This window comes from Paraburkholderia sp. UYCP14C (assembly GCF_004197395.1).
Lineage (GTDB): Bacteria > Pseudomonadota > Gammaproteobacteria > Burkholderiales > Burkholderiaceae > Paraburkholderia.
Genome location: NZ_SELS01000234.1, coordinates 1 through 1594, shown reverse-complemented (window position 1 = coordinate 1594; position 1594 = coordinate 1). Strand labels below are relative to the sequence as shown.

The 1594-nt window shown below is 63.6% G+C and carries 1 protein-coding gene; it reads left to right on the top strand.

The window, feature by feature from the left end:
- Positions 1 to 97 precede the first annotated feature (97 nt).
- Entirely contained in the window at positions 98 to 1561 is a 1464-nt protein-coding gene (locus EVC45_RS44505) for an ISNCY family transposase (protein ID WP_129964351.1), read from the top strand.
- The last annotated feature ends 33 nt before the right edge of the window (positions 1562 to 1594 follow it).

The following is a 1594-nucleotide window of genomic DNA, read 5'->3' as shown; positions in this document are numbered from 1 at the left end:
TGTCGGTCCCAAATAGAAATGTCGGGTTTCCGCTAAATAGAAATGTCGTGTTCTGGGTAGTTTGAGCGCCGGACATCCGCTCTGGGAGGAGCCGGCGATGAATGCGACTGGGACGATCACGATGACGATGCGCGAGGTGGACCGGTTCAAGGTCATCCAGGCGGTAACGGAGGCGCGGCTCAAGCCGGGCCAGGCCGCCGGGCGGCTTGGGCTGAGCGTGCGACAGGTTGAGCGGCTGGTGCTGCGCTATCAGGCCGCTGGCGTGGCGGGACTGGTATCGGGCAAGCGTGGCCGTCCCGGCAACCACCAGCTGCCGCCCGGCAAGGCGCAACGGGCGCTGGCGCTGATCCGCGAGCGCTACCCGGATTTTGGGCCGACGCTGGCCTGCGAGAAGCTGCGGGAGTGTCACGGCATCGGACTGGCGGTCGAGACGGTGCGCACGCTGATGCGGGCAGCCGGACTGTGGGTGCCGCGCAGGGAGCGTCCGCCGAAGATCTACCAGCCGCGTAACCGTCGTGCATGCCTGGGCGAACTGATCCAGATCGACGGCAGCGATCATCGCTGGTTCGAGGACCGGGCGCCCGCCTGTACGCTGCTGGTGTTCATCGATGACGCGACCGGGCGGCTGATGGCGCTGCACTTCACGGCGACCGAGTCGACCTTCAGTTACTTTGAGGCGCTGGCGAAGTATCTGAACGTGCACGGCAAGCCCATCGCGTTCTATAGCGACAAGGCCAGCGTCTTTTACGTGAAGCAGCGCTCGCAGACGGCGGGCAAAGGCGTCACGCAGTTCGGCCGCGCGCTGTACGAACTGAACATCGACGCATTCTGTGCGAACACGAGCCAGGCCAAGGGGCGCGTGGAGCGCGCCAACCTGACGTTGCAGGACCGGCTGGTCAAGGAGTTGCGACTGCAGGGCATCAGCACGCGGGAGGCGGCCAACGCGTATGCGCCCTCCTTCATCGCCGACTTCAACCGGCGTTTCGGCAAGCCACCGAAGAGCGATTACGACGCGCACCGGCCCTTGCGTGCTGACGAAGATCTGCGACAGATCCTCGCGTATCGCGTGCCACGCAAGGTCTCCAATGCACTGACCGTGCAGTACGACCGCGTGATGTATCTGCTCGATGACACGCCCGTCAGTCGAGGGCTGATGCATGAATACGTCGAGGTCGTTGAATACCCCGATGGCGTCGTCGAGGTCCAGGCCAGCGGTATGACGCTACCGTACCGGCAATATGATCGCATCGCACGTGTCGATCAGGGCGCCGAGGTCGAGAACAAGCGGCTCGCGAGCGTACTGGAGGTGGCCCGCTGCGTACAGGCGATCCGCGACGATCGCCGGGCGGCGGGCTCACCGTCACGCACGCACTGTGGCGAAGCGGTGCGGGCGAAGCAAGCGCTTGTCGGACTGAAGAAACAGCGCGCCATTGACGTTGCCGACATCAATCATGCTGTTCTGGAAGTCAGTGCCAAGGCAAGGCGGGAACGGGGGGCGGCTGCGCCGCCCCAACCCAGAAACATAAGAAAAAGCACAGCAAAACCCGACATTTCTATTTAGCTGGAGGCACGACATTTGAACTTAGCGGAGACA

Bases quoted from the DNA above. Each gene is read 5' to 3' on its own strand.
- EVC45_RS44505 (WP_129964351.1), top strand. From the start codon at position 98: ATGAATGCGACTGGGACGATCACGATGACGATGCGCGAGGTGGACCGG.